The 23,036-nt window shown below is 28.0% G+C and carries 21 protein-coding genes, 1 tRNA gene and 1 rRNA gene; 18 read left to right on the forward strand and 5 right to left on the reverse strand.

Going from position 1 to position 23,036, the window contains the following annotated elements:
- From BN2920_RS03475 to BN2920_RS03500, 6 genes are all read left to right on the forward strand, one after another.
- A 23S ribosomal RNA gene (locus BN2920_RS03475) occupies positions 1-108 on the forward strand; the annotation flags it as partial.
- Positions 109-171: 63 nt separating this feature from the next.
- Positions 172-246, forward strand: a tRNA-Asn gene (locus tag BN2920_RS03480).
- A gap of 108 nt (positions 247-354) precedes the next feature.
- Positions 355-1,254, forward strand: a complete 900-nt coding sequence (locus BN2920_RS03485; protein ID WP_058293645.1) for a polysaccharide deacetylase family protein — start codon at positions 355-357, stop codon at positions 1,252-1,254.
- Between the two features lie 299 nt (positions 1,255-1,553).
- Positions 1,554-2,465, forward strand: coding sequence for a polysaccharide deacetylase family protein (locus tag BN2920_RS03490; protein WP_058293646.1), 912 nt, complete (start codon positions 1,554-1,556; stop codon positions 2,463-2,465).
- A gap of 343 nt (positions 2,466-2,808) precedes the next feature.
- Entirely contained in the window at positions 2,809-4,188 is a 1,380-nt protein-coding gene (locus BN2920_RS03495) for a TldD/PmbA family protein (protein ID WP_058293647.1), read from the forward strand.
- A 2-nt stretch (positions 4,189-4,190) separates the two neighbouring features.
- Entirely contained in the window at positions 4,191-5,534 is a 1,344-nt protein-coding gene (locus tag BN2920_RS03500; RefSeq protein WP_058293648.1) for a TldD/PmbA family protein, read from the forward strand.
- Between the two features lie 73 nt (positions 5,535-5,607).
- Here the strand turns inward: BN2920_RS03500 and BN2920_RS03505 are convergent, their stop codons facing one another.
- Positions 5,608-6,423 (reverse strand): hypothetical protein, encoded by an 816-nt coding sequence (locus BN2920_RS03505; protein ID WP_058293649.1) that lies wholly within the window; start codon positions 6,421-6,423, stop codon positions 5,608-5,610.
- Positions 6,424-6,582: 159 nt separating this feature from the next.
- Between BN2920_RS03505 and BN2920_RS03510 the strand changes: the two genes are divergently transcribed.
- Positions 6,583-7,545 (forward strand): NAD(P)/FAD-dependent oxidoreductase, encoded by a 963-nt coding sequence (locus BN2920_RS03510; RefSeq protein ID WP_058293650.1) that lies wholly within the window; start codon positions 6,583-6,585, stop codon positions 7,543-7,545.
- 15 nt (positions 7,546-7,560) lie between these two features.
- On the opposite strand, the gene BN2920_RS03515 is transcribed toward BN2920_RS03510, so the two are convergent.
- Complete coding sequence (locus tag BN2920_RS03515) at positions 7,561-8,127, reverse strand: GDSL-type esterase/lipase family protein (RefSeq protein ID WP_058293651.1); 567 nt, start codon at positions 8,125-8,127, stop codon at positions 7,561-7,563.
- Positions 8,128-8,143: 16 nt separating this feature from the next.
- Positions 8,144-8,767: a RusA family crossover junction endodeoxyribonuclease gene (locus BN2920_RS03520; protein WP_058293652.1), complete on the reverse strand. Its 624-nt coding sequence runs from the start codon at positions 8,765-8,767 to the stop codon at positions 8,144-8,146.
- A gap of 221 nt (positions 8,768-8,988) precedes the next feature.
- Between BN2920_RS03520 and tsaD the strand changes: the two genes are divergently transcribed.
- The 7 genes from tsaD (at position 8,989) to BN2920_RS03555 (ending at position 15,775) form a co-directional block, all read left to right on the forward strand.
- A complete protein-coding gene (tsaD, locus tag BN2920_RS03525; protein WP_058293653.1) occupies positions 8,989-10,008 on the forward strand; it encodes a tRNA (adenosine(37)-N6)-threonylcarbamoyltransferase complex transferase subunit TsaD in 1,020 nt (339 codons plus the stop codon).
- A 9-nt stretch (positions 10,009-10,017) separates the two neighbouring features.
- Positions 10,018-11,031: an alpha/beta hydrolase gene (locus BN2920_RS03530; RefSeq protein WP_058293654.1), complete on the forward strand. Its 1,014-nt coding sequence runs from the start codon at positions 10,018-10,020 to the stop codon at positions 11,029-11,031.
- A 197-nt stretch (positions 11,032-11,228) separates the two neighbouring features.
- The gene (locus BN2920_RS03535) at positions 11,229-12,452 is read left to right on the forward strand and encodes a S1C family serine protease (protein WP_058293655.1); all 1,224 of its coding nucleotides are present in this window, start codon (positions 11,229-11,231) and stop codon (positions 12,450-12,452) included.
- 103 nt (positions 12,453-12,555) lie between these two features.
- Entirely contained in the window at positions 12,556-12,861 is a 306-nt protein-coding gene (locus BN2920_RS03540; RefSeq protein ID WP_058293656.1) for a PTS sugar transporter subunit IIA, read from the forward strand.
- Positions 12,862-13,044: 183 nt separating this feature from the next.
- Complete coding sequence (locus BN2920_RS03545; RefSeq protein WP_058293657.1) at positions 13,045-13,431, forward strand: carboxypeptidase-like regulatory domain-containing protein; 387 nt, start codon at positions 13,045-13,047, stop codon at positions 13,429-13,431.
- A 128-nt stretch (positions 13,432-13,559) separates the two neighbouring features.
- On the forward strand, positions 13,560-14,636 hold the full coding sequence (gene eutH / locus BN2920_RS03550; RefSeq protein WP_058293658.1) for an ethanolamine utilization protein EutH: 1,077 nt from the start codon (positions 13,560-13,562) through the stop codon (positions 14,634-14,636).
- A 14-nt stretch (positions 14,637-14,650) separates the two neighbouring features.
- Positions 14,651-15,775: an ABC transporter substrate-binding protein gene (locus tag BN2920_RS03555; protein WP_058293659.1), complete on the forward strand. Its 1,125-nt coding sequence runs from the start codon at positions 14,651-14,653 to the stop codon at positions 15,773-15,775.
- 19 nt (positions 15,776-15,794) lie between these two features.
- Here the strand turns inward: BN2920_RS03555 and BN2920_RS03560 are convergent, their stop codons facing one another.
- Positions 15,795-16,925 (reverse strand): glycosyltransferase family 4 protein, encoded by a 1,131-nt coding sequence (locus tag BN2920_RS03560; protein ID WP_058293660.1) that lies wholly within the window; start codon positions 16,923-16,925, stop codon positions 15,795-15,797.
- A 124-nt stretch (positions 16,926-17,049) separates the two neighbouring features.
- Between BN2920_RS03560 and BN2920_RS03565 the strand changes: the two genes are divergently transcribed.
- The 3 genes from BN2920_RS03565 to BN2920_RS03575 are packed head-to-tail and all read left to right on the forward strand — an operon-like array spanning position 17,050 to position 19,899.
- Complete coding sequence (locus BN2920_RS03565; protein WP_058293661.1) at positions 17,050-18,066, forward strand: CotS family spore coat protein; 1,017 nt, start codon at positions 17,050-17,052, stop codon at positions 18,064-18,066.
- A gap of 13 nt (positions 18,067-18,079) precedes the next feature.
- Positions 18,080-18,817 carry a spore coat protein gene (locus BN2920_RS03570; RefSeq protein WP_172437858.1) on the forward strand — a complete coding sequence of 246 codons (738 nt, stop codon included), beginning with the start codon at positions 18,080-18,082 and terminating at the stop codon, positions 18,815-18,817.
- Positions 18,818-18,843: 26 nt separating this feature from the next.
- Positions 18,844-19,899: a CotS family spore coat protein gene (locus BN2920_RS03575; RefSeq protein ID WP_058293663.1), complete on the forward strand. Its 1,056-nt coding sequence runs from the start codon at positions 18,844-18,846 to the stop codon at positions 19,897-19,899.
- 747 nt (positions 19,900-20,646) lie between these two features.
- On the opposite strand, the gene BN2920_RS03580 is transcribed toward BN2920_RS03575, so the two are convergent.
- Positions 20,647-21,783: a glycosyltransferase family 4 protein gene (locus tag BN2920_RS03580; RefSeq protein ID WP_058293664.1), complete on the reverse strand. Its 1,137-nt coding sequence runs from the start codon at positions 21,781-21,783 to the stop codon at positions 20,647-20,649.
- Positions 21,784-21,892: 109 nt separating this feature from the next.
- Here BN2920_RS03580 and BN2920_RS03585 point away from each other — a divergent pair, with 109 nt between their 5' ends.
- A complete protein-coding gene (locus BN2920_RS03585; RefSeq protein ID WP_058293665.1) occupies positions 21,893-22,891 on the forward strand; it encodes a CotS family spore coat protein in 999 nt (332 codons plus the stop codon).
- The last annotated feature ends 145 nt before the right edge of the window (positions 22,892-23,036 follow it).

Below are 23,036 nucleotides of genomic sequence, written 5' to 3' on the forward strand. Positions count from 1 at the left end.
AGCATAAGCTAGTAAGACCCCTTGAAGACTACAAGGTTGATAGGTCAGAGGTGTAAGTGCGGTAACGTATTTAGCTGACTGATACTAATAGGTCGAGGGCTTGACCAATATTAAGTTGTAATACATGATTATATGCAATTTTGAAGGAATAAAATTCTTTCAAAACAATGTTCCGCGATAGCTCAATGGTGGAGCACTCGGCTGTTAACCGATAGGTTGGAGGTTCGAGTCCTCTTCGCGGAGCCATTTTTTTTATATTCATAGTCGATTGTATCGGCTTTTTTTGTTTTATAGATATTTATATACAAAAATTTATGAATTATTTATTTCATAACATTATGGGGGTTTCTAAAAATGGGAACAAGATCTAATAGAAATAAAATGATTCGGAAAAAGAATAGATATATGTTTAATTTTATTATATTGTTCATGCTTTTGGGAATTATTGTGATGGGAGTTAGTGCTAATATAGCATTAAAATTATTCAGGAATTTAGCCACTGCAAATGCAGAAACAAGTTTTGGTGGAGAGAGTAAATCATCAGATGAAGATATAAGTAAAGATTCACATGCAGATGATGTTGCATTTTTAGAAAAGTATCTTTATCAACAACAAATGGGATTAATGCCAGATGGAGCAGATGGAAAGAAGGTTGTGTATTTAACCTTTGATGATGGACCATCAGAAACTGTGACTCCTAAAATATTAGATATATTAAAAGCAGAAAATGTAAAAGCTACTTTTTTTGTCTTAGGTAATTCAATAGATTCTAGCGAAGAATCAAAAAACATATTAAAAAGAGAAGTTTCAGAAGGACATTCTATAGGAAATCATACATATTCACATAATTATAGTTATCTATATCCAAATAGAATAATAAATGTAGAAAATTTTATGGACGATATAGAAAAAGCAAATAAATCAATAAAAGCTGTATTGGGTGAAGACTTTGTTGTTAGAGCTATTAGGTTTCCAGGCGGATATATGTCTTGGAAAGATAAAGATGGAATAAATGATATATTAAAAGAAAAAGGATATTATCATATTGATTGGAATTCACTGTCTAAAGATGCCGAAGGTGGATATAAATCATCAGAGCAATTATTAGAAGAAGTAAAATCAAGTGTATCTGGAAGAGAAAAGGCAGTTATATTAATGCATGATAATTATGGAAAGGAAGAAACGGCAAAGGCTTTACCAGAAATAATAGATTATTTAAAAGAGCAAGGATATGAATTTAGAACTATAAAGTGATATTAGATGTACAAGTTATTAAATTAATGACTTGTATTTTTTATTCTTTAGAAAATTATATTGATGGAGAATCTATGAGTAAGTTATTTTTGAGAATATTGTAATAGAGTAATCATAATGCCTAAAGAATAAAAAATAAATTATATGCGTCTGTACTTTTCAAAGGCTTGCTCAGAAAATCCAGAATGCGCTGAAAAAATATTTAAGAAAATTAAACTTATCCACATATCTATTAAGAATATGTAGAAACTATTATTAAAATATATTATAAAAAATCTATTTTATATGGGGTAAGTGAAATGAAAAGAAAAATAAGTTTAAATCAAATGAAAATCACAATAATTATCTGCATAAATTTAATAAGTTTTCTTTGTTATAATAATTATTTCATTATAAAAGTATATGCAGGGAATGAAGTTACAACTGAAATGACAGAAAATAATTCATTAAGTGAAAACAACTCTAAAGTAAAGCAAGATAAGTCTGAAAATATTAAAAACTATTTTTCGTATGAAGGAGATCCGTTTGCAGATGATATATCATTGTTATCACAATATCTATATGAACAGAGTATAGGAGAAATGCCTAAAGGCGCAGATGGAAGAAAAGTGGCATATCTAACTTTTGATGATGGACCATCAGAAACAATTACATGTAGAATATTAGATATATTGAAAGAAGAAAATATAAAGGCCACATTTTTTGTTATAGGAAGATCTGTTGAAGGAAGTGAAAAAAATCAGCAAATAATAAAGCGTATGGCTCGAGAAGGACATTCTATAGGAAATCATACATATTCACATAATTATGATTATTTATATCCTAATAGCAGCGTAAATGTATATAATTTTATTAGTGATATTGAAAAAACAAATTCTATATTAAAGGGAGTCTTAGGCGATAAGTTTTCAACAAGAGTAATAAGATGTCCTGGCGGACATATGTCGTGGAAAAATATGAAATGCTTAGATAAAGTTTTAAAGAGTAATCAATATTATCAGGTTGATTGGAATTCACTTTCAAAAGATGCGGAGGGAAAAAAGAAAAATGCTGATGAGCTTTTAGATAATGTTATTAAAACATTAGGAGATAAAGAAAAAGCAATTATTTTAATGCATGATACATATAGTAAAGAAGAAACTGTAAAAGCACTTCCAATGGTAATAAAATATTTGAAAGATAATGGATATGAATTTAGAACTATACGATAAGTAAGATATACTAATAATATAAATGTGTGCTAGATAGAGCCACATATTTATACGAAACTAAAATATATTAAATAATAGAATATAGCATTAACAAATGATAAAATATTAGTATATAAAATTGATAAGGTAAAATATACATTAGTATAGATATTTTATAAATCTATTTATATATTATTAATAATAAAGAAATATAAGTAATGGGGCTGTTGCACTTAATAATTCGTAATGCTTTATATTTACATTACAAATTCTAGTTTGTGCGATATCCCAATATATTAATTAAAAATGAGGAGGTGAAGACCATTATAAGCAATATATACGATTATGCTTATAATGGGAGTTTATGTTATCAAAAGATGTTGCATCAAAAGTTCTCGCCAAGTGTTTAGTAACAGATGGAGACTTTGCAGAAATATTTGAAGATGATTCAATCAGCAATTCCATATCATTAGTTGATGGAAAGGTTGATGATGCTATAGGTGGTAGAACTTATGGTATAGGAATAAGAATATTCAAAGGGTTTAAGAGTGTTTATGCTTATACAAATAATAATAGTTTAGAAAGTCTATTAGAAACAGCTTATAAGGCTGCATTAGCTTTAGGAGAAGTAAAAGAAGACATAAGTATAGTATTAAATGAAAGAAAAATAAATAGTATACATCCAATAATATATTATCCTAAAGATACATCTTACGAAAGAAAAATAAAGATAGCTAGAGAAGCATATAATGCGGCAAAAAGTTTCAGTAATGAAATATCCCAAGTAGTTGCAAGCTATGCAGATAAAGAACAAAATATATTAATAGCAAATAGTGAAGGATTATATATAGAAGATAAAAGGGTTAGAACTAGATTAGGTGTTAGTGCTATAGCTTCAAAAGGAGATGAAAACCAAACAGGATTTGAAGGTCCAGGAAGATGTATGGGAATAGAAATGTTCGATAAAATAGATCCAGCATATCATGGAAAAGAAGCTGCACGAATTGCTCATACTATGCTTCATGCAAAGAATTGTCCTGCTGGAAATATGACTGTTGCAATTGATAATGGCTTTGGAGGAGTTATATTCCATGAAGCATGTGGTCATGCTTTAGAAGCTACAGCAGTAGCTAAAGGAAATTCAGTTTTTGCAAATAAATTAGGTGAGCAGATTGCATCAACCAAAGTAACTGCAATTGATGATGGAACTATTCCAAATGCATGGGGATCATTAAATATAGATGATGAAGGAAATAAAACTCAAAAGAATGTGCTAATTGAAAATGGAATATTAAAAGGATATATGATAGACAAATTGAATGCTAGACGTATGAAGATGGAAGCAACAGGCAGCTCAAGAAGACAAAGTTATAAATATCAGCCTACATCAAGAATGACTAATACCTATATTGCAGCTGGAACTGATAATCCAGATGATATAATCAAGTCTATAGATGATGGTTTATATGCTAAGAAACTAGGGGGAGGCTCTGTAAACCCTGTTACTGGTGAATTTAACTTTGCTGTTCAAGAAGGATACTTAGTTAAAAATGGAGTTATACAAGAGCCAGTTAGAGGAGCCAGCCTAATTGGAAAAGGCAGTGAAGTCCTTATGGATATAGATATGGTTGGAAATAATTTAGAATTAGCTCAAGGTATGTGTGGTTCCTCATCAGGAAGTATCCCAACTAATGTAGGTCAGCCTATGATTAGAGTTAAAAAAATGACAGTGGGAGGTAGATAAAAATGGAGTTTAATTTATTTAAAGAGAAACTATTTGAAGAAGCTAATAAGGCTGGATTTGAAGAATATGAAATATATTATGCTGATGGAGAAAGCTTAAGCATAAATATTTATGAAGGCGAAGTTGAAAAATATAAATTAAATACTGCTTTTGGCCTTTCATTTAGAGGAAAAATAAATGGTAAAATGGGATATTCTTATAGTGAAATTTTAGATGAAGAAGCTATAAAGACACTTATAGAAAATGCAAAAAGTGCTGCGCTTACTATAGAGAATGATGATGTTAAATTTATATATGAGGGAGATAAGGAATATAAAGAAATTGATTGTTTTAAGAAAGAACTCGAAGGTATTAATCCAGATAAATATATAGAATTAGCTCTTCAAATGGAAAAAGAATGTAAAAAACAATGTGATAAAGTAATAAATTTTAGTAGTTGTGCAATAGGTTATGGAAAATCAACATATGGAATAATAAATTCTAAAGGACTTAATTTGAAAAATGAAAGAAATAGTTTAAGTGCATATGTAATTCCTATCATTGAGGCAGATGGAGAAAAATATGATGGTATGGGATATGTATTGGCACAAAAATTAGATGATATAAAACCAGATGAATTAGCTAAGCAGGCAATTGAAGAAGCTACTTCAAGAATTGGAGGTAAGAGTATACCTTCAGGAAATTATAAAATAATAATAAATAATGAAGCTATGGTTTCATTACTTGGAACATTTTCTTCAATATTTAATTCAGAACAGGCACAAAAGGGATTATCTTTATTACAAGGTAAAGAAGGCGAAATAATAGCATCTGATATTGTAACTTTAATTGATGATCCACATTTAAAGGATGGTCTTGGAACTTGTTCATTTGATGATGAGGGAGTTGCAACATATACTAAAGAAATTGTTACAAATGGTAAGTTAAATACATTACTATATAATTTAAAAACTGCTAATAAGGCAGGAGTTAAGTCTACAGGAAATGGATTTAAGAGTTCATATGCATCTACAGTTGGTGTAAGTGAAACAAACTTTTATATTAAGCCAGGTGAAAAAACATTTGATGAATTATGTGAAATTGTGAAAGATGGAGTTATTATAACAGAATTTGCTGGACTCCATTCAGGAGCAAGTTCTGTAACAGGAGATTTTTCACTAGCAGCTAAGGGGTTTATGATAGAGAATGGTAAAAAGACATTCCCAGTTGAGCAAATAACAATAGCGGGAAATTTCTTTACATTATTAAAAGATATAGAAGAAGTAGGATGCGATTTGAAATTCCCTATGAGCAGCATAGGCTCTCCTTCAATTATAGTAAAAGAATTATCAATTGCTGGAAAATAAAAAGTTAATTATATAGATAGAAAAAAATCCACTTTAGATTGTTTTGAAATAATCTAAAGTGGAAAATTTAATTTTAATAATAAGTAAACTTTGAAGTTTTAGTACTGATATTTAAATAGTAATCAGCAACTACGTTTTCAAAATTAAGATCTTTAGAGGCATTTTCAGAATAGAAATAAATTAAGATGCCTTTAAAATTTGTATTCATATATTCTGAGGCAATAACATTACAAATTTGTTCTAAATGATCTTTAGAAGTATCATTAACTAAAACATTAATTCTTACGAAATTATTGCCAGTAGAAATTTTACTTATAGAATAAGGTGATTGTATATTTTCGCTATTATTAAATTCACCGGAGAATGAATATTTTATTTTTGAAACTTGATTATTAACAATTGCATCTGAAGTATATGATTTCTTAGGTAAAAGATTTTTAACTTTTAGAGTTAATGAATCTAGGTTCTGGTCATTTAGACTTATAAAATCAAGATTTATTTCACCAGAAAATGTAGAATCAGATGAATTCTTAATAGTAATATTAGCGGACTTTTGTGAATCATTATATGATGAACCCAATTTATAATTAAGTTTTAAATCATCATATGAAGGTTTTTTAGATTCAATACTTTCGAGATTATTTTCTGAATTTAAATTTTCTATAACAATATCATTAGAAGATGATTTTTTTCTATCGACTAATTTAAAGCATGTCCCACTTGTCAATAATGTTATTGAAAGAACAAACATTATTACTACTAATACTGAAGATGTTTTTGTGTTCTTTTTTATTGCTAGAATTATAAATAAAAATGATATAAGAATTCCTAGAATACCAGAACCATAAAGAATTAATGAAAATAAATGCATGTTAAAATTAATACCCATATTTACCACCATTCAATAAATTTATTAAAAAAATAGTTATAATATAATTATATATGTAATTTATAAATACTTCAAAGTAAATTAATTGTTTATTAATAAAATCTTATATAAATATAAAGAAATATAGAGAAAATTAGAAAAAGTTTTGGAGGATAGGAAATGAAGAGCTATGATCTTATAGTAATTGGAGCCGGTATAGCAGGAATGACAGCGGCTATTGGAGCAGCTAATAAAGGAATAAAAAATATATTATTAATTGAAAGAGAGGAGTTTGTAGGTGGACTTATAAACCAATTTATACATAATGGATTTGGAAAGAAGATATTAGGAAAAGAAGTTACTGGTCCTGAATATATAGAATATATAGATGAAAGTATAGATAAAAGTAGTATAGATGTTCTTTTAAATACAACAGCATTAAATATAACAGAGGATAACATAATCACATATGTAAATTCGGAAGACGGAGTAACTGATGTGAAGGGAACAGCAGTAATATTTGCAATGGGTGCTAAAGAAAGATATTTTGGAGATATAATGCTTGTGACTAAGAAGCTTGTAGGAATACAAACAGTTGGAGAAGCTCATAGAATTATAAATTTTGAAGGATATCTTCCAGGAAGAAATAGCATTATATTAGCCAAGAATAAATGGGGATTTATTTTAGCTAGAAGATTATTAATAGAAGGTGGAAATGTTAAATGTGTTGTCCTTGAAAAAAGTTGTGATGAAATAATAAATGAAGAAATAAAAGATATTATTGAAGGTTTTAATATACCTATAGTCGATTCTTCAAAAATTATTGAAGTAAGTGGAAAAGATAGAATACAAAAAGTGAAGATTAAGAATTTGAAAGATAATTCAGTATCTGAGATTGAATGCGATGCATTATTATTAACAGTTAACTTTGAACCAGACGATGCTTTAGCAAAAAAAGCAAAAATATTAATGCCAGATGAGAATTTAATTACTATAAGTAAAGATTATAGTACATCTCAAAATGGGGTATTTGCATGTGGAAATGTAGTGTATGGAGAAAAGGCATTTGCCCTTAAAGATAATAATGGTATAGAATGTGGTGAACAGGCAGCTAACTATATAAAATCAAATTACACTAATTAGCTGCACCTTTTGATATTAAATAAAGTAGTCAATGGAAGCTTCATACATAGAAAGATTACCTTTAGAATTTAAATGAATACCATCTAGATATAAATCTGGCTTATTTAAAGTAAGATTGTAAAAGTCTATATATGAAATATTATGTTTAGAACATAATTCAATTAGGGAACTTCTTAAATTAGGGAGTTCCTTTTCAACATAATCATAAATTGAGCACTGAGAAAACAATAAATATGCCATGTCTCCTAAGATCACTGGGGGAATACCAACTACTACTTTATGATTTAATGAGAGGGCATCTTTAATCATCAATTCAATATTTGCTATAATTGATTTTACACTTCTCCCCATCATAAGATCATTTGTTCCAGCCATTATAAAAATTTTAGATGGATTATACGACAAGACATCTTTATCATATCTTGAAAGCATTGATGCCGTAGTATCTCCATTACACCCACTGTTGATTCCTTTGAGATTACATGTCATAATAATTTTATTGACCCAGCAATCTTGTTTTTTAACACCATATCCAAAAGTTAAGCTATCACCAAAGAAGACAATATCAGTTGAAGTATTCATAGTAATCATATCCTTTTTAAAATAATTTTTTAAAACAATTTTTACATATTATAGTCTTTTTATTATCTGCTGTAATATAGTCATTTGTGATAATGATTTTATTACAAATGCTACATTTATTTTCAGAAGATAAATTTTCTTCAATATTATCATTTTTCTTTTTTAATTTATTAATAGTTTTCTTTAGTGAAGTATAAAGTTTTGGTTTACTAGGATTAATTTTTTTATTGATATGAAAATTTAAATCATATTGGCTTTCGGAAAATAGCTCCAATTCAAATCTAGGATTTTCTTTATCATAATACTCTTCAGTAATAATTTTTGTAATTTGAGCATCATTAACTATAAGTCCGCTTTTTTCTATTCCATCAAATATACTCTTAGTAATATTTATAGTATCAGGATGACGTTTTTCACTTTTATAATAAACTTTTAAAACGGCAATTAAACTTTCTGTAAAAACAATATCAGGATTTTGACTCCTTGCAATCAGTGCTATTTCTTGTTCATATATTGCATATCTATCATGATAACTACCAGAATTATCAGGCAGTATAGCACGTCCGTTGGTGTTATGTAATTTAAAATTTGATTTAGTTATTGGTGACCCTTTAACAATAACTTTAGCGTAATTAGTCATTAAAATACTCCTTAAGTTCATTTTCTAAGTAAAATATACAATATATATTTAATTTATACAATAATAAGAATTTGATAATGATATATATATAAAGTATAATATTTTAGTGTTAGAAAATAAAATATTTAATATTATTTCGTAATAGAGTATATTTTATTTAGATAATTTAAAAATGAAATTTTATAGTTATTAATATAGATTAATAAAAGAGGTATAAATTAATGGAGAAAAAAATAATTTTAGGAATTGAATCTAGCTGTGATGAGACAGCAGCAGCAATAGTTGTTGATGGAAGAAATGTTCTTTCTAATGTCATAGCATCTCAAATTGATACTCATAAAAAATTTGGCGGTGTAGTACCAGAAGTTGCATCAAGAATGCATATTGAGGCTGTTGATGGTGTAGTAAAAGCAGCATTAAAAGAAGCGGATTTGACATTAGAAGATGTAGATGCAATAGGAGTTACATATGGACCAGGCCTTGTAGGTGCGCTTTTAGTAGGATTGCAGTATGCTAAAGGTCTTTCACTAGGATCTAAAAAACCACTTATACCTGTTAATCATATACAAGGGCACATATGCGCTAACTTTATTGAACATAAAGATTTAGAACCACCATTTGTTTCTTTAGTGGTTTCTGGAGGGCATACTTTTATAGTATATGTTAAAGATTATGATAAATTTGAAGTTATAGGTCAGACAAGAGATGATGCAGCAGGGGAAGCATATGATAAAGTGGCAAGAGCATTAGGTCTTGGATATCCAGGAGGACCTAAAATTGATAAACTAGCTAAAGAAGGAAATGAGAATGCAATAGAATTTCCTAAGGCAAAGTTCCACGAACAAACATTAGATTTTTCTTTTAGTGGAGTTAAATCAGCTGTTCTTAATTATTTAAATAAAGCTAAGATGCAGAATATAGAAGTAAATAAAGCTGATGTTGCGGCATCTTTTCAAAAAGCAATAGTAGATGTATTATCTGATAATGTTTTTTTAACTTGTAAAATGGAAAAGGTTAATAAAATTGCTATAGCAGGAGGAGTTGCATCAAATAGTTGTTTAAGAGAAAGATTAATAACAGAAGGTGAGAAAAGGGGAATAAAGATACTATTTCCATCACCTATATTATGTACTGATAATGCTGCTATGATAGCGAGTGCAGCATATTTTAATTATGATAAAAAATTAGAAGGTAATTTAGATATCAACGCTAAACCAAATTTAAAATTAGTTGAAGGCTAGGTGAGGCATATGAATTTACTACCACATTCTAATGGATTATATAAAATGAAAAAGGAAAAAGTTGGTTTGGTCATAATAGTAAAAAGAATTGTTATTGGTATATTATCTTTATTGCTTGCAGGATTAGTAATTCAACAATGTATAAATCTAATTGATAATACTAGATTAAAATCAAAATTTAAGTATGTTCGTGTAGATGGAAAGAGAATGGAATATAAATTAAAAGGCGGTGGAGAATATACTGTTGTCTTTGATGGTGGCATAGGAAATACTATGTTTGAATGGGATAAGGTTTGTGATGTACTAGAAGAAAAAGAGGATGTTCAAACATTTGTATATAATCGTAGAGGATATGGTTTCAATGATGGCGGCAATGCCAGAACTCCTAAGGAGCAAGCAGAAGATTTGAAAAACCTTTTAAAGAAATCAGGTGCATCTGCCCCTTATATACTTGTTGGAGAAGAGTATGGAAGTTTAGTTATGACTAATTTTGCTGCTGAGTATCCAGACTCAGTTGCAGCAGTTGTTTTAATAGATCCAATTAGTGAAGAAAAAGCAGCTAGTGATGAATTTAAAAAGAGTATTAGATTTAAATATTATAGAAGTAAGATAGAGAGTGTTGGTTCGAATTTTTTATTAACATCAATATTAGATAAGGTTGGTTTAACATTAGAAAATAAATATTTTGAAGAAAATATATTAGAAAGTAAATTAGAAGAATTTTCAGCACTTAAAAATAAGAAAAATTATAGGCAGGCTGTTTCAAATGAGTTGGGGAATTTATACAATATAAATTCAAATAGTCAGTCTGATGGACTTTTGTCTAATAAACCTTTATATATAATAAGTCAAGATAAAGAAAATATTCTTGAAAAGATGGGTGATGAAAAGTTTACGACCGTATATAAACATAAAGATACACAAACTCCATTTTCTATGGCCGATCCTGAAACAGTAGTAAATGGTATAAGCAGTGTATTGAAAGATACTAAGAAAATTCAAAAGATGAACCATAAAGAATGATAGGCTCCCTCAATTAGAGGGAGTTTATTATTTAAAAATTATTTTATTTCAATGAAATATTGTCATTGGTTTGACACATAATAACTCTATACTTACATTATAAAGTAATTATAAACATAAGTTTTTCAAATTTATATTTTTATAAAAAACTTGTAATTTAATAAAAGATGAATTTATTGAGATAGGAGGATTTTAGCATGAATAATAGAGAGGATAATAATTTTATAGATGTTGAATCTTCTCCAGTATTAGACGGAGAGCAAGTAGCGTGGAGAAGTTGCTTTGATGAAAAAGAGCCTAAGAAGAAGAAAAAAAGAAGAGGTGCTAGAATATTTGGAACCATTGCAGGAGGCATTTTAATATCTCTTATAGGTGGAATTATTGGAAGTGCAATAACTTATTCTATGATTGGAAGTAATAGATCAAGTTTTAATTCAAAAACAACAAATTATGTACCTCAATCATTTGTATCAAGTACCAATAATGCTATGTCAGCAGCAGATGCTTTTAATAAAGTTGCACCAGCAGTAGTTATTGTTTCTACTAAAGGACTTCAAGATGTAAATTATGGCTTCTTTAGTCAAGAACAAGAAGTAGAGGGAATAGGATCAGGATTTATAATCAACGAAGAAGGATATATATTGACCAATTATCATGTAATAAAGGGTGCAACAGAAGTTACTGTAACACTTAGTACAGGAGATGAAGTCCCAGCAACAGTTGTTAATTATGAAGAAACAAAGGATATCGCAATGTTAAAACTTAAAGAAGGAACTAAAGTACCTGCAGTAGCAGAGCTAGGTGATTCAGATGCAATTTATCCAGGTGCTGAGGTTATAGCAATAGGAACTCCACTTTCTAAAAACTTCGCACAGACTCTTACAAAAGGAGTTATTAGTGGAAGTAATAGAACAGTAACTACTGAAAATGGTGAGAGTGTTAATTTAATTCAAACTGATGCTGCTATTAATCCAGGAAATAGCGGTGGCCCATTAGTAAATACAAATGGTGAAGTTATAGGAATTAATTCAATGAAAATAGGAACTCAAGCAGGAAGTACAAGTGTGGAAGGAATTGGTTTTGCAATTCCAATAAATGAAGTTAAAAATAAGATAGATGATTTATCAAAACCTATATTAAATTTGGGTATTAAAGTAAGAGATATTGATGCTAATACAGCAAAACAATATGATTTAGAAGAAGGTATTTATGTAGTCTCAGTAGATGAATTTTCACCAGCTGAAAAAGGTGGATTAAAAGTTGGAGACATAATCGTAAAATGCGATGGAAAATCTGCTACTACACTTGACAAATTAAAAGAAATTAAACAAACAAAAAATGCTGGAGATACTTTAGGACTTGAAGTTGTTAGAAATGGAAAGAATGTCAAATTGAATGTTACATTAGAAGAAGGTAAATAAAATCTTATATTAAATTATAGAGTATATATTTTAGAGTATAAAATATATACTCTATTGCATTTTATGGAAAAAATTAGTATTATGGAATAAAGGGGAGAAGATTATGGAAGAAACGGTTTTAAATTTGATAATGCATACGGGAGAGGCTAGAATGTATGCTGCGGAAGCAATTTCATCAGCAAAGAGCAATGATTATATAAAAGCTAAAAAATTGATACAAAAAGCTAATGAAGAACTAGGGTACGCACATAATTCTCAAAGTTCAATCATTCAAGGGGAAAAAGAGAAAGAGAATAATGAAATATCATTATTATTAATGCATGGCGAAGATCATCTAATGACAGTCATGCTATTTATTGATATAGCAAGAGAAATAGTAGAAGTTTATGAGAAATTTTCAAACATATAGCTAATAGTTAAAGATGTCATATAAAATTTATAAATCTCTTCAAATATAAATTTTATATTTTTTTACACAATAAGTGTTAAAGTGAATATATTAATATCAAATGGAAGAATAATAATCTTATTCACAAAATCCATTATATATTCATATTTTATGAATATAAATAAACACTTGGAGGTAAAAATAATGAGCGGAAGAGTAAGCGTATGTTCTATATGTCCAAAGGAAAATGAGCAAATTGATGCAGTTATTAGAATAAATAAAGAAAGAAGAAGCGTTATCTATGGAACTATCCTTGATGAAAATGGAGATCCAGTAGCTGATGCAGTAGTTAAATTATTACAAGTATGTAACAAAGGATTAGTTCCTTTAACTCACACTTTTACAGATCAATTTGGACAATTTTTGTTAGGACCTTTATGTCCAAATCAAAAATATATGTTGAAGATTTATAAAGATAATATAACAATCAGATATGAACCTATTAATGCATCTTGCTATGAAGGAAAATGCATAGGTGTTCAAGGAAGAAATTCAAGACGTAATTCTCGTAATGAGGACTGTGACGATTAATTAATAACTGCAGGTGAAAATAGAACAGTATAGTTGATATAATATAAAAAGTTCTCTTTTAAAGAGAACTTTTTATGTTATACTTAATTTATTGAAAATAATAGTCTGCTAATAAAACAGGGGGATATATGGAAAGTATATTGTTATACATAGTGTCTATATTTTTCGTAATAGGTGCTATTGATTATATAGAAGATAATAGATTTAAATTAGGTTCATCATTTGAAGCTGGAATAAAATCCATGGGGTCATTAGCTTTATCAATGATAGGTATACTGTCGCTAACTCCATTTTTATTAGATCAGATTAGTAATGTACTAATAACCATATCTAATAAAATATTGATAGATCCATCGATTTTTTTAGGTAGCATAATAGCAGTAGATATGGGAGGATATAATTTATGTTCAAATTTAGCGAATGATAGTAGCATGAGAATATTTTCAGGTATATTAATATCATCCATATTAGGATGTACCATAAGTTTTACACTTCCGCTTTCTATTGGCTTAGTAAAGAAAGAAGAACTTGATAGTTTATTTAAGGGAATATTATGTGGTATTATTGCTATGCCAATAGGATTGTTTGTTGGTGGTTTGATGCTAAAAATATCAATTATAAAAATAATATATAATCTGCTTCCTATAATTTTATTATCAATCTTTATTGGAATGGGAATACTATTTAAAACAAGCCAGACAGTTTTTATATTCAATTTATTGGGAAAAATAATAAGATTCATAGGAATGATAGGAATAATAGTTCAAGGTGTTAAATCTATATGTGGGGTAGAGCTTTTAAAGAATATAATGCCTATTCAGGAAGTACTATTAACAGTTGGAAAGATAGCTATCTTCTTGAGCGGAGCATATGTAATGATTGAGTTTATAAAAAAGGCTCTAAATAAGTATCTAAAATTTATAGAAAGTAGAGTCAAAATAAATCAAGACTCAATATTAGCATTAATAGGAAGTTTGGCATCTGCAATAATTATTTTCGATAGTTTTGAAAAATTAGACTACAAAGGAAAGGTGATATGTTCAGCTTTTTCAGTAGGAGGAGCATATGTATTTGGAGGGCAGCTTGGTTATGTTGCGGGAGTTGAACCAAGTATGCTTAATGTATATGTGATAACTAAGCTATTATGCGGAATAATTGGCGTTATTATTGCGATTATATTTCTTAAATATGAAAATAAAGGTTGAGGTATAAATAAATTATGAAAAATAAAATTAGGTATGGAATTATTTTTTTTATTGCATTTCTAATAGTAATTATAAGCATAAATTTAAATGAACCAAATAAAAATGATAAGGTAAGGGGAACTATACAGATCTGGGCAAGTGAGAATACATACAATTATTTAATGGAATGTGCTAATAACTTTATGGAGTCTAATGAAAAAGTTAGTATTAGTGTTAATAAGATTGATGATTATAATTCATTAAAAAGTAGTTTGGAAAATGATAAATCAAATGATGTAAAAATATTTGAAGCAAGTGAATATGAGCTTAGTAAATTAGGATTAGATAAATTTAATTATTATAATCCTGACGAAACAATTTTATCTGTGTATTCAAATAATTTTTCATCATATAGGCTTAAACAAGTTAAAGATAATAATAAAATAATAGGAGTACCGTTAACATCTAGACCTCTGGGATTATATTTAAGAGAGGATTTGTTAGAGGAATATGGGTATAAAAGTGATGATTTTAACACATGGGATGATGTAATTAGAATTGGAAATGATATATACAATAAAAGTAATAAAAGTGTAAAAATATTAAATGCAACTAATCAGGATTATTATGATTTATTAGATCTATTGATAATGCAAAATTTAGATAAGGAAAAAGACAAAGTAAAAGAAGATGTAAATTCACAGTTAGAGGCATTAGATAACAATAATATTTTAAATAGAAGTAACAATAAAGAATATCTAGGAAAGATATCATCAATTAATGGACTAAAGGAAACTCTTGATTCAGATGAGAAATGGAGAATAGTTACGCCTCCAAGCAATGGACTAGGAAAAAATAAATTTTTCTCATCTAAAGGAACAGAATTATATGTATTGAACACAAAAAATGATAATAGTAAATTAATTGATAAATTTATTATATTTGTATTAAGTAATAATAAAGAAACTGTAAATTATATAAGTTCAGGAGACTTTTTCTCAAGCTATCTATATACTTATAAAGATAAGGATATACAAAATCCTATTGATAACTTTAATGGTCAGAATCCATTAATCGTATTAAGCAATATTGAAGAAAAGGCATATACCATTAATGATTATAATAAATATTTAGAGATAAAAGAAGACTTTGGATTTTGATACTATCCAAAGTCTTCTTTTACTTTCCGAGAAGATCATAAATTTTCTCATAAGCATTTAGTGTATTAAGTGCAGTTTTGTTCCAACTAAAATTTAAACTTCTCTCATATCCTTTTTTAGAAAGAGAAAGTCTTAAATTATCATCATTAAGAAGGCATGCTAGCTTATCTGATAAGTCATCATCATCATAAGGATCTATAAGAAGTGCATTATCAGAAGTGACCTCTGGAATAGATGATATATTAGATGTTATAACTGGTACGCCACAACTCATTGCTTCTAGTGGTGGAAGACCAAATCCTTCATAATATGAAGGGTATACAAAAGTATCACATCCATTATAAATAATAGGTAAAATATTATCTTCAACAAATCCACAAAATATTATTTTATCTTGCAAGCCTTTATCTTTTACAAATTTAAATAATTTTTCACCTTCATCCTTTAATGAGCCACCAATTAATAATTTATATTCATTATTTAAATATTTATATATATTTCCAAATGAGTTTATTAACCCAAAGACATTTTTTCGTGCACTAAATCCTCCTAAATATAGTATATAAGAACTATCAAAATTATATTTTTTATTGATAAATGCTTTGCATTTTAATTTATCTAATGGTTTATAGTTTGAATTAGCTGCAAGTGGAGTTACAAATATTTTCTCTTCAGGATAAAAACTAAAATATTTTAATATGTCTTTTTTTGAATATTCTGATACAGTTAAAATACCAGAAGCATTTCGTATTATTCTAGGCATGTCTCGAAGGAAACGTTCTAAATATCCTTTTCCTACTGTTTCAGGCATAAGATATGGAATCAAATCGTGGATAGTAACTATGGTTGGTATATCAGAATCAAAGTCGAAACCAATTCCGTTTTGAGGAATATGATATAATTTGACGTCCAAATCTTTCAATTTTTTAGGTATATAACAGTTCTCATAAAATCCACCATGTCTACCAGATGAATATATTATATTAGAATTTTGAGAGTCAAATTTATTATTAAATTTTCCACAGCAAAATAAAGTATATTCATTAGATGAAGATAATGATAGAAGCTCAGAGAGAAGATTATTTGTATAAGTACCAATTCCTGTACCCTCATATAAGGTAGCACCACGTGCATCTATAGCAATCTTCATAAAACACCTCATAAATAATATCATTAGTATAGAATATTAATCTGGTTTTATTTTGGTGATTATAAATCACAATAAAATATTTATAGACATATAATAAAAAGAATAATTTTTAGTGGGAATATTTATGAAAGAATGTATAGATACAATTAGAATTAAGGATTATATTGAAAAAAATTATAGTTTAAATGTAAAAGATGTAGAAAAAGTGAAAAACAGCTATAGGGTAATCACTGAGGATAGGGGGTATTGTCTTAAAGTAATTAACTATGAATTTTCTCACTTCTATTTTATTTTATCTGCAATGAAGCATCTACAGAAAAATCAATTCAAAAATATACCTCAGTTTATTTTAAATAAGGACAATAAAGAATACGGTAGCTTGGATGGAAAGTATGTTTATTTGACAAAATGGATACCATCAAGAGTAAGTAATTATGATAATCCTATAGAATTAAGTAGGATATCTACTAAATTAGGAGAATTTCATGAATGTAGTAAAAATTTTAGATTAGACCGTAAGATGAAGCCAAGAATAGGGTGGTTTTCATGGGAAAAGGTTTTTAGTACAAGAAGAGATGAGATACTTGATTTTAAGAAAAGAATAAATCAAAAGGCATATAAATCTGATTTTGATTTATTATACTTAGAAAATATTAACTTAGAAATAAAGAGAGCGGAAGAAAGTATATTAGGACTTAGTAGAAATAATTATTTTGAATCTATGCAGAAAGAAGTATTTAAAGGTGGTTTTTGCCATCATGATTATGCACATCACAATATACTTGTTGATGATGATGGGAATTTTAATGTTATAGATTTCGATTATTGTATATTGGATTCACATTTACATGATTTATCTTCACTATTGATCAGAAGTATGAAAGATGGAAAGTGGGAAAAAGAAAAAGCAGATTTAATACTAGAATCATATAGAGAAGCAAATGATATACAGAATTATGAATTGCCTTTAATTAGAGAATTTATTAGATTCCCACAATGTTTCTGGCAGTTAGGTATACAAGTATATTGGGAACAGCAACCTTGGGGTGAGGAGTTTTTTATTAATAAGCTTGAGAAATATTTAGATGATATTAAAGACAGGGAAGAGTTTATTGATACTTACTTTAAAGGAGGAGATTAAAATAGATGTAATAATGATAACTGAAAATCTAAATAAAGAAAATGTAAATGTTACGAATAAATATTTTTCTCATAAAAAGGATTTTAATATAAAAGATATTAAGGGACAAATTAATTTAATTATAGATATTCATAAAATATTGATGAAATGTGAATTTGACGGATTAAGCAGGATAGAAAGCAAGATAGGAAGAGAAGTTGAAGGATATAAGGTTCAATTAAAAAGAATAAAGCGTGATTATAACGAACTGATTATGAAAACAAATAAAAATGATATAGATAAATTTTTAATATTTGAAGGAAAGAATATGATAAATCAAGCTAGTGTAGCTTTAGATAAGATTTATGATGATAATTATCTAAGCATCATAAATAGAAGTATGAATAGAAAAGAAATATGCTTAGGAAGAGTTGATGATGGAAATCTAAGAAAAGAAAATGAACAATTAGAAATAGGTTCATTAAAGGGGATTTCATATAACTTAATTGAAGAAGATTTGTATAAGTATATAAAGAAGATACAGAAGAAAAATTTATATATAGATGAAAATGAAGTAATAGATTTGTTTGTGAGAGCATCACATTTAGCATATGGCAGTATTAATTATTTAAAAGGATTATGTATATATCCTAGAGATTTCTTAAAAAATTGGGAACGCTACAGGCAAGCTAAAAGCAATAAAACATATGAAGAATATTCTATTGAATTTGAAAAAATAATGAAATATGAATTTAGGGATATTCGAAAATAGAGATTTAGTTTGTTAGGAGTGAGTAAATGAAAAAAATAAAATATGCACATAAAAATACTTTATGTGAATATGATTTGAGTTTAGACTTTTTTAAAGAATTAGGAATTAAGATAAATGATGTTGTTCCACTTAGAAAAGTTTTCTTATTATATACAGATGAAGGAAATAAAATATTAAAAAAAGTAAATTATGATATAGATAGGATTAATATAATAAGTGACTCTTTAGATTATATAAAAAAGAAATATAATAATGTTATTGCTTTTGATAAATTAAAAAATAGTTTAAATTATATACAATGGAAAGGTAATTTATACGTTGTAATGGATTTATTACAAGGAAGAGAAGCGACTTTTTCTAACCCTATCGAAATTGAACTTTGTGCAGAAAATCTTGCAATGCTCCATAATGCATCAAATGGCCTTAAGGAATATTTAGAAAAAAAATACTCTAAAAACATGATGGATATTTCTTTAAAAGATAAATTCACAATGTCATACGATAATTTATGCAATTTGAAGGAAATGGTTAGTAAATACAAATATAAAAATCAGTTTGACACATTATTTATGGAAAATGTGGACAAATATTTGGATGAGATAGTTAATGTAAATAATAAGCTAGAGAAAAGCTCCTATATCAGTTTGAGAAATATGGAAGACAAGATTTCAATATGTCATAATGATTTGGCATATCATAATTTTCTTATTAATGATAGAGATGTCAATATATTAGACTTTGACTTTATGACTATAGATCTGAGGGTTATAGATATAGCAGATTTTATATTAAAATCAATAAAAAATGTGGCCTTTGATATAAATAAGATGATTCTTGAAATAAATTCATATGAAAAGATTAATAAATTATCATTAGAAGAAAAAGAAGTTTTGGGGATTCTAATAGAATTTCCAAGAGATTTTTATTCAATAGTAGATGATTATTATAATAAAAGAAAGTCTTGGGATTATGATGTGTTTTTAAATAGATTATTAGGAAAACTAGATAATGAAAGCTTTAGATATGAATTTTTAGAAACTTATAATAAAATGCTAAATAAAGATGTCTCACAAAATAAATAAGGGACGTAGTAAGTTTATATGATAATACCCGAAAAGAAGCTCTCATGTTATGCTCGATTGCTACAAAAAATAAGCTAAGAATTCAAACATGCAGACTTGCATCCACAACTGTTTGCTCCAAGGCATATAATGCTTAGTGAGGTATGAACTTAGCATTATAGCCCATCTTCATCTACTTATGAAGATGTTTCCTTTAATATACCTTGGACAAACAATTGTGGAACAAGTCTACATGCAAGAATTCTAAAGCTCATTTTTTGAATGCAATTCTCCGCACAACAAGAGAGTTTCTTTTCTTTGTTTCATCTAAATTATAGTACCGGTGTTATGCTGCTATAAATATAATCATATTTAAGATTCAAAAATAATTATTTATAGATGTTAAAGATTTAAAAAGTTAATATCTTATCCTTAAAAAATGGCATATCATAAATAAATGAAATACCTAGTCATATATATTTGTAGGCATTGAATAATACTCAAAACATAAATTAGATTTCTATTATTTTAGAAAAAAACAAAGAAATTCAATATATGAATAGGCGTAGTATTGTATTGGAAATTTTGGCTTTTAAATTCTTTGGCAGAGGCTGTTCCAAAATTGTTTGTCCAAAAACTTGCTTTTTGGAGCAAACATTTTTGGGTGCAGCCTCTGCCATTAGAATTTTTAGCTGAAATTTCCCTACAATCGAGCCTATCATATATTGAATTTCGGTTGTTATCCACTAAACTCTGATTCTACGTCACTTATTTATTAGGTGAAGCATCTTCTATTATTGATTTATAAGCGTTTATTGTTTTAGTAGCTGTTTTATCCCAGGAAAAATCATTACTACGAGTCAAACTTTTTTTAACCATTGTGAGTTTTAGCAAGCTGTTGCTTAGAACTCTTTCTATATCGTATGACAATAGATCTATATCATTTGGATCGATTAATAAAGCAGACTCATAACATACCTCAGGAAGGGATGTAACATTAGAAGCTATAACTGGTGTTCCACAGGCCATTGCTTCTATTGGAGGTAGTCCAAATCCTTCATAAAAAGAAGGATATACTAAAACTTCTGCTGCATTATAAAATAGAGGCATATCTTGCAATGGAATGAAGTCTGTAAATATAACTTTATCAGCAATTTTAAGTTCTTCAGTTCTAGATTTATACATTTCATATGCAGGACCTTTTCTACCTGTTATAACTAATTTGAAATTATCCGTTAACTTTGAGGGGAGCCTAGAGTATGCTTCTATTAATCCAAGAATATTTTTTCTAGGACTAAATCCTCCAACATAAAGTATAAAATCTTCTTCAATTCCATATTTATTTGTTATAAAGGTTTTGCTCCTACATTTACTCAAAGGTTTATAAATTTTTTCAGCAGCCAAAGGTGTTACGAATATTTTTTCTAAAGGAAAGTTAAATTCTTTTGCAATGTCAGTTTTTGAAAACTCTGATACTGTAATTATTCCATCACAAAGGTCAATTATTTTTGGAAGTTCTTCGTTAAAAATTTTAAGATATCTATCACTAACCGTTTCAGGCATTCTGAGTGGAATAATATCATGTAATGTAATAACTTTTTTGCATTCAATGTTTTCTGAAAGTCCAACTCCGTTTTGAGGGATATGATAAAGCTCTATATCAATGCTATTTAAGATGTTAGGGACTTTTACATTTTCCCAAAAGTTTTCAGAACATACTGATTCAACAGACTGGATTCTAAAATTTTCATTTAGATTATTTAATGAATCACATTCTGGCATAAAAACTAAATAATCGTTGATGGAGTCAGTGTTATTAAGGCTTCTTATTAATTCATGAGTGTATGTGCCAATGCCCGTACCTCTGTACCATTTAGCAGCCCTACCATCTATTCCTATTTTCATCACTAAACCCTTTCAAAGTATTTATCTTAATGTATTATATTAAAAGAATAGAAAAATTGTTAATAAAAGAAAAATAATTCACATATAAATATACAGGAGGTGAGAGAGTATGATGAGAGAATTTGAAATTGAGAGGCAGTTTGATATAAAGATAGAAAAACTTAAGGCCAATAAAGGTGTTTATTATCTCAAAACTGATAAGGGTGAGAGATGTTTAAAGAAAATAAATTATGGACCACAAAAATTATTGTTTGTTTATGGGGCAAAAGAACATCTTGCTAAAAACGGTTTTACTAATTTGGACAAATATTATTTGAATATAGATGATGAACCTTATGCATTAGTAAACGAGGATTTATATACTTTATCAGAATGGCTAGATGGGAAAGAGTGTGACTTTCACAACATAGAGGAAGTAAAGATGGCTGCTAAAACATTAGCAGAGCTCCATGAGGCTTCAAAGGGGTATGACCCACCTGAAAATTCTAAGCTTAAAAGTGATCTTGGAAGATGGCCTCACTTAATGGAAAAAAGAATAAAATCATTTGATAAGATGAGGGATATGGTTAGAAAGAAGAATATAAAGAATGATTTTGATATAGCGTATATACAATCGATGGACTTTTATAAGGAAATTGGTAAAAAGGCGTTAGATACATTAAAAAGTTCAGCATATTATGAATTATGTGCAATAGCAGAAGTAGATAAGAGCTTTTGTCACCATGATTATACCTATCATAATATAATTTTGAGTCCTAATAAGGATGTATATGTTATAGATTTCGACTATTGTAAAAGAGAAGTTAGAATGTTTGATATCAGCAACTTCATGATAAAGGTTTTAAAAAGAGTTGACTGGAATTTTGATTTCGCAGCCGCTATTCTTGAAGAATATAATTCTGTCTCAAAACTATCAAAAGATGAATATAAAGTTTTATTTGCGTATCTTCAATTTCCGCAAAGATATTGGAGGCTTGCTAATAGATACTATTATAATGAGGTTAATTGGGCACAAAATACTTTTGCAGGTAAACTAAATGGAATAGTTGAAGAACAGGAATTATTCTTAAAATTCCTAGAAAAGTTTAAAAGTGAGTATAACATATAGTAATAAAGATATAATCCTTATTAACTTACTGTATTGTAAGTTATAAGGATTATTATTTATTTAAATAATATTTTACAGAGAAAGTTATTTATAAGCATATACTGTGAAACCTTTGATGATAATTTCCATATTATAAAATGAATAA

This window comes from Clostridium neonatale, assembly GCF_001458595.1.
GTDB classification, from domain to species: domain Bacteria; phylum Bacillota; class Clostridia; order Clostridiales; family Clostridiaceae; genus Clostridium; species Clostridium neonatale.